5 protein-coding genes are annotated in these 6,886 nt (G+C 35.7%); all 5 read right to left on the bottom strand.

The features are described 5' to 3' along the window. Positions 1 to 62: 62 nt before the first annotated feature. Complete coding sequence (locus L976_RS10585) at positions 63 to 494, bottom strand: SOS response-associated peptidase (RefSeq protein WP_052183993.1); 432 nt, start codon at positions 492 to 494, stop codon at positions 63 to 65. A 256-nt stretch (positions 495 to 750) separates the two neighbouring features. After that, positions 751 to 2,697 carry a DNA topoisomerase III gene (locus L976_RS10580; RefSeq protein ID WP_047536590.1) on the bottom strand — a complete coding sequence of 649 codons (1,947 nt, stop codon included), beginning with the start codon at positions 2,695 to 2,697 and terminating at the stop codon, positions 751 to 753. Beyond that, entirely contained in the window at positions 2,694 to 3,158 is a 465-nt protein-coding gene (locus tag L976_RS10575) for a hypothetical protein (RefSeq protein WP_047536588.1), read from the bottom strand. The genes L976_RS10580 and L976_RS10575 overlap by 4 nt, the downstream gene beginning before the upstream one ends. An 8-nt stretch (positions 3,159 to 3,166) precedes the next feature. Continuing rightward, the gene (locus L976_RS10570) at positions 3,167 to 5,074 is read right to left on the bottom strand and encodes a site-specific integrase (RefSeq protein ID WP_052183992.1); all 1,908 of its coding nucleotides are present in this window, start codon (positions 5,072 to 5,074) and stop codon (positions 3,167 to 3,169) included. Then, positions 5,074 to 6,879, bottom strand: a complete 1,806-nt coding sequence (locus L976_RS10565; RefSeq protein ID WP_047536586.1) for a site-specific integrase — start codon at positions 6,877 to 6,879, stop codon at positions 5,074 to 5,076. Before L976_RS10565 ends, L976_RS10570 begins: the two co-directional genes overlap by 1 nt. Positions 6,880 to 6,886 lie beyond the last annotated feature (7 nt).

The raw sequence follows: 6,886 nt of genomic DNA, 5'->3' as shown, positions 1-6,886 counted from the left end.
AGACTCATATAGACCTCTTAATTTATTGACCATACTGTCTCAAAATTAAGTGTCCGATGGGATTAGACCAGAACAATGGTAAGGGTAACCAGCTGGGCTCCATCAAGGTATAAAAACAGTATCCCAGCCATATACAGTGGCTGTTCATCTGCATGACTAAACAAGTATTTTTGCTTTCGCTTACCACCTTCATCACGCCACTCGTACCATCCAGAGCATGGAACAATACAGCGATGGTGAGCAAACGCATTAGAGAAGGTCTTCTTTTCTCTAACGGTTTCAGCTTGGGCATTGATTAGCAGAGATTTAGACCAATTTGGTTTAATGCCCCAGGTGCAGTTGATTGAAGCAAGTTGATCATTGACCAGCCCTATAACAGTGACTTGTTCTGTCGGCCTTAGGTCTAAATTCGTTTGAGGATGGTATGGAACTCCAACTTGCGCAGATACCCGATCAGCCAATGCCAAGCCATCAATAATTAAGCGTCCGCACATCAAGTAAGCTCCAAACCCAAATGATTTAATTATTAAGTATCAATTCAGGCGGCTTCTTCAAGTGATTCTCAAAACAAAACACCGAACTCGTACACAAGAAATTTCTATTTCAATAGGGAAATTTCCGAATTACGAGGTTGTGTAATACTGAACTTTTCAGATAACTTCTTCTATGCAAAGAGAACTATCAAGTGAATTGCCACTATTTCACTAAAAAAGAAGCTAAATCCGTACTTGCAACTGTAAGAACTGATAATCACTGATTATTTAATAACTTAGATTTTTTAATTCGCTTCACTTTAGGTTTAAAAGCGCCCTTCTGCTTGAAAACTGTCCCCTTACCTTTTAAGCCACTAAATGTAACCGTCTTCACTTCTGCTATTAGGTCATAGATACTTTGAGTAATGGGCTCCATAAAATGTGCATACTTAATCTCTTTCTGACTAATAGCTTCTAGCTGCGACTCCCAATGAGCAGTCATATCGGGGATTGTCATCCGTGCTGGTAATGAACAGATAAGCTGCGTTCCGACTTCAGTTGCTCGAATATCTTTGCCTTTACGAGTCAGAAACTGTCTTTTAAATAGTAACTCAATGATACCAGCTCTTGTCGCTTCGGTGCCTAAACCATCTGTATCTCGTAATACTTTTTTTATTGATGCGTCAGTCACGTATCTGGCTATTCCAGTCATTGCTGATAATAAGGTTGCATCAGTAAAATACTTTGGCGGTGTGGTCGCTTTTTCATTCAGATCTGCTTGCTGACAATAAACATCCTCACCTTTTGATACATAAGGTAGACTTTTAGCAGAAAGCTCACTTTCACCTTGTATGTTTGGCTTTGAGGGAAACAGACATTTCCAGCCTAGTGATACAGTGTCTTTTTGCTTAGCAATAAACAATCCACCTAAAACTTCAGTATCAATTTGCTTATCAACATACTCAAATGGAGGATAAAACTGAATCAAATATTGCCGAGCGACTAGCTCATAAATGTTGTTTTCTGCCGCAGAAAGACGACTCATATCAGTAGACTTTGATGTAGGTATGATAGCGTGGTGTGCACTGACCTTTGCATCATTCCATGCTTTGCTTTTCAAACTAACATTAGCATTATTAGCAGCCTCATTTAGTGCTACACAAGAATTTCTTATAGCACCAATTACTTGGGAAACCTCATTCAAATGCTCTCTAGGTAGATAGCGGCAATCTGAACGAGGGTAAGTAATCAGCTTGTGACGTTCATAAAGTTGCTGGCAAGTATCTAGCACAGCCTGTGCACTCATGCCAAAACGCTTAGCTGCGTCAATTTGTAACGTAGACAAACTATAAGGTAGAGGTGGGGGTGTAGCCTTTTTATCTTGAGTTACATTGATGATTAGGCCTGTTTGACCTTGAACTCTTGAGATAACATTTAGTGATAATGCTTTTGAAAGTACTCGTCCATCTTCATCCATATAAGGTTCGCAGGCAGTACTTGGATGCCATTTGGCTAGGTAAGACTCACCCTTTTGAGTAATAAAAGTGCACATGACCTCATAAAATGGCTTAGATACAAAATTAGCAATTTCAAGGTCGCGGTGAACAACTAGACCTAAAACTGGAGTCTGTACCCGACCTATAGACAAAACACCATTGTATCCCGCTTGACGGCCTTGTAGGGTACAAAGACGGGTCATATTAATCCCATACAACCAATCAGCTCTCGCTCTTGCTAATGCGGATGTTGCTAATGGAATGAAGTCAGTGTTTTTCCGCAAATTATTCAATGCTTTTGTGACTGCTATTGGATTTAAGTCACTCACTAGACATCGCAATACTTGTGCTTTCCTAGTTTTCGAGACACCACAGTGATTAATTATCTCATCAACTAAAATCTGTCCAACTCGATCTGGATCGCCCATATTTACTAGTACGTCAGCTTCATTTATTAATTTTTTAACAACTGTAAACTGTTTCTTAGTGCTAGCTTTAACAACTAATTTCCATTCTGCAGGCACTATGGGTAAATGCTCTATAGCCCACTTTTTGTAATCAGGGTTGTATGCATCTGGCTCGGCTTGTTCTAATAAATGGCCAATACACCAAGTAACTACATCTCCATTACCTGTCTTTATATAGCCATCATTTTTTTGATGAGGTTTAGGCAACACATCAACCAATGCACGCGCAAGACTGGGTTTTTCCGCAATGAATAATCTCAAGACTTCTTACCTGTAATCGAACTAACTTTATAAATAGCTAGCTGTTGCTCTAACAGAGATACCTTTTCTAAAGCTTCAAACAGTGTAAATTCAAGCTGGGCATTATGGGCAACAACTTGATCACTAAACGATTTAATTTGATCACGCTGAGTTCTATAACGCTCTTTCAATTGTCTTTCTTTGTCGCGTTGCTCACGTAAACTTTGTTCAGCTTGCTTGTGCTGGTCGCGTTTACCACTAACAATTTTGCGCTTCGCGGTCTCAATTATACCATTTGCTTTCTCTACAAATGCTGAGTAGTAATAGATCCCACCCGAGCTCAAACCAGCCTCATCATTGATTCTCTTTAAGCTTATGCGTCCATCGGCCTTAGTTTTTAGTGGCTTACCATCAATGAGTCTTTCAAGAGCTTGTTCAAGCCTAATTAGGGTCTCTTTGCCTCTATCTGAATGTTCAGTCATAGGTGATCTTATAATAATGTTTGGTTGATATCGTGTTTAAAAACTTCAAAAGCAATGTTGTGTTCATTTAAACATTGCTCTATTGATTTAATTTCATAGTAAAGCTTCGACAGAATATTGGGCATTTTGACCCCATAGTCGACTAGTGACTCAAATTTTTTAATTAACAAGTTCCTCTTAGGAACAAGCTCTAGTGCTTTGACTTTTGTAACAACAGCATACTTACACGCTACTGCATCACAAATACGATTGCACTGTGGATTGGTGCAATGCCCTACTGGTGTCTCAATAATCGACATCTGTCCATCACGTATTTGCCTTGAAATCTCTTCACGACTTAGATAAATCGTACTCCTATCCTCACCGCGTAACTTTTCAATTCGTTTGCCTTCAGCACCAGATAACGATTCGGCTTCATTATAAATATAATAAAGTGTGTCAGTCATAAACTCGTGATTTTCTTGAGCTATATCTAACAACAGTTCTTTATCCAGCATCATATCAAAATAGCCCGCTACATTAGCTTGGTTTGAGTACCAAGAAGTCATTGCAATATTAATATGTTTAAATTGGTATTTAATATCTAAAAGGGATGCCAGCTTGTTACGAACAAGATAGACAGCAAATGTTCTTCGGAAACAATGAGGATTAACATTTAGCAAATCTCCAGGCTTTAGCTCTCCTTTGCGTGATGGGTTTAGTAGATTAAATTCAGCCACATCTTGAGGCTTTGCTGAATAGTTAATATTTTTAACTAAACTTTTCAATGATTTATCAATTGCTTGACGGCCAGCAGCCGGGGACTGGGAAGATAGAGGAAATGATATAAATAGTGATTTAGCTTCTTCTATAATTTTCATTTTTTCATCAAAATGGGGATATAATTTAGCTCTATCTATCCAAATATCTCTAGCAAAATCGTAAGCATCCCAGATAAGTTCAATAGCATTTTTTACCGCAGGTATCGTTACCCAACTAGTCTGCCTTTTAACACCCGCAACATTTACTTTCGTATGAATACCATTAACTACGGGGATTATAAAACCCGCATACTTTTTCTCTTCATAAGACTTAAGCGACAATGACTTGATCTCTGAATCTCTACAACCTGTAAAAGCAGCAATAACCATATAGCATGCACCTCTAAGAAAAGATAACCATGAACCTGTTAAATCTAATTTAAAACCTATCCGTTCAGTTGTTTCACAGTACTTTTCTTGAGCTTTTTTTCTAGCAGTTAAAACACCATAACCAAGTTCGATATTGCCGTTATAATCATTTATAAACCTGCTATAAGTATCACTGATTAATTTTCTATGCTCATAAAAATTATTAACAATATCTAATGATGCTTTAAAATAGATTTTTGCGATATTATCAGGTAAAGCTATAGTTTGTTGTATCTCGTGTTGACCTTCAGAAAGTAGCAAGGCTAATTCATCAAAGCTATTAATGTTATACGAAATGATTCCTTCATTTTTCAAGTATCGCATAACTATTAAATAATTTTTCCAAGTCTTATACTTTAACTTTTTACTTTGAGCGACTAAGATAAAACTTCTAAATCCCTTATCTGAATTTATATAGGAAAAATTAGTTCCACCAGAAGCTAAGATACACTTGGACAGAATTGAGAAGCCTTGAATAAATTTAGAAACAACACTCTTCTTATTAATCAACTTATTGTTACAAATATGTTTATAAACAACTGATTTACACAAATTTTTAAATTCACCACTAAGTATTTTAAAATTAACATCAATCCCTTCCGATAAAACAACCCATCTATCGTCACTGTAATAGCTATACGGTTTTCCATCAGAGGAAAATGATACGACCGACCTATCTACATCTTCATTCTTAAAATTAGATTGCACATCAATAGAATAAAATTCAGTTTTGGCATTATTAATCATCAATAGAGTTCCACAAAAAAATTAAAATCTGTTTTATCAGACCACAATGGATGTGGAGCGTCATAATACTTTGACATTGCGAGATTATACTCATATGAAAAACATGACTTAACTCTTTCCAAAATTGATTCCACTGTATATAAAACCTTTGTCAAGGTATTGGTTGGAATTGTATTAATTGAGGGCTGACAAGAAACTTCAAGAATGACATCACGGAACGATAACATTAGCCAAATATCTTCAACCTCTGCAATAACAGCATGATGTGGACAACCAAAACATTCCAAAAATTTATGGCATGCAACGATATTATCTTCCTTTGCTAAGCCAACTTTAACTAATGAATCTTTTAATTTATGAGCTTTATCTCCAAAAGAATTTTTACAGCGAAGTCCATTTGATAGTTTGCTAGGTACAGTTTGTTTTCTTTGTTTATAAAATTGCTCTCTCACTGGATCTGAATAATTATATGAACTTTCAATAATTGCTATACTTAACTCTTCTCCATGAGCTGTCATCTGCCTTACATCTAGTGCAGCTGCAATTGAAAACTCCATAGTTTCAGGAACACCATTTGTATAATGTCTAGATACAGATCTTGGGCTATTGTTTAACCCTTCAGCAACAGAAAATATACTTTCTGTTGCTCTCATAATAAGAGTAGCTTTCGTCTTACGAAACTTCTTAGTGCTTAATAATGGAATGCCAAGCATGCTAAAGCTATTGTTCAATGTACCAGCTGCAGCTGCAGGCTTCATTTTTGTCAATTTGTTTTTTACGATATATGGAAAAACAAAATCACAATCAACAGTTATTATCTTCCTGATAAGCAACCATGTTTCAAAAAACTCTTTTGCTTTTTTACTAAAGCCTACTTCAACAAAATTTGTTTTCCCACCTTGTCTATCCTTTACCGTTTTCAGAATAAAACTTCCACTAGAAATCTGAGTAAAAGGATCAACTGAAATATCAGAAACCCTTAAATTTATTAATCCAGACTCATTGATACCAGTATAAAAACAAGTTAAAAAGAAAGCTGTTTTAATGAGATCGTTACGCCATGTATCCTCACTATTTTTAGAATACAGTTTTTTCCTCCATGCACCCTCACTAGCATTAGTGAAACTATTGTTTTTTCTAAGTGCTAGCTCATCATACAAAGGATGCACACTTGGAATTGAATTTGTTAAAACACATTTCCTATATGCATTAAAAATTTTATATAGAGATGAAACTATTATTTTTAATTCATCATCAGTGTAAGATAACGAAGGGCAAGTATCATTAGGAAACTCTACGAAATTAAGTTTAATACTTTCAAAAGAATCTGGATTAACTTCAGCCAAAATTACTTTAACTGAATTCTGAATCATTGAAAGTGTTTTCCCTTTCACCCCCTTACTATATCTTTTTTTCAACTCAGTCACAAAACTAACTATTGCAGCATCAGAAAATAAATCAGAGATACCATTATGGTCACAACATTGGATTAATAACACTATAGCATTGAATATATTAATCTTTGTTCTTTTACTTCGTTCAAGTCTAACAAAAATAAAATAGAGCTTTTTAATTTCAGCCCAGCGATTCATATCTACAAGATTCTGGCCTTTAATTAATTTAAACTCTTTACCTGATGAGCGTGTTTTAATTTCAGGACAACCTTTGTAACCTAATTTTTTAAAATGAGCAACGTGACTATCATCCTTTAAAGTCATCTCATCAATAGAAATATCAAAAAACTCAACATTATTTAAATTATTTGAACTTATAGATACTCTTTTATTATTGCCGATTAATGCCAATTAACTC

It is taken from the genome of Shewanella sp. ZOR0012 (genome assembly GCF_000798835.1).
Taxonomy (GTDB): Bacteria; Pseudomonadota; Gammaproteobacteria; order Enterobacterales; family Shewanellaceae; genus Shewanella; species Shewanella xiamenensis.
Note: the sequence above shows the minus strand (reverse complement) of the source record. Positions and strands in the feature narration are given on the sequence as shown.

Coding starts and splice junctions, on each gene's coding strand:
- L976_RS10575 (WP_047536588.1), bottom strand. CDS start 3,158: ATGACTGAACATTCAGATAGAGGCAAAGAGACCCTAATTAGGCTTGAA.
- L976_RS10570 (WP_052183992.1), bottom strand. CDS start 5,074: ATGATTAATAATGCCAAAACTGAATTTTATTCTATTGATGTGCAATCT.
- L976_RS10585 (WP_052183993.1), bottom strand. CDS start 494: ATGTGCGGACGCTTAATTATTGATGGCTTGGCATTGGCTGATCGGGTA.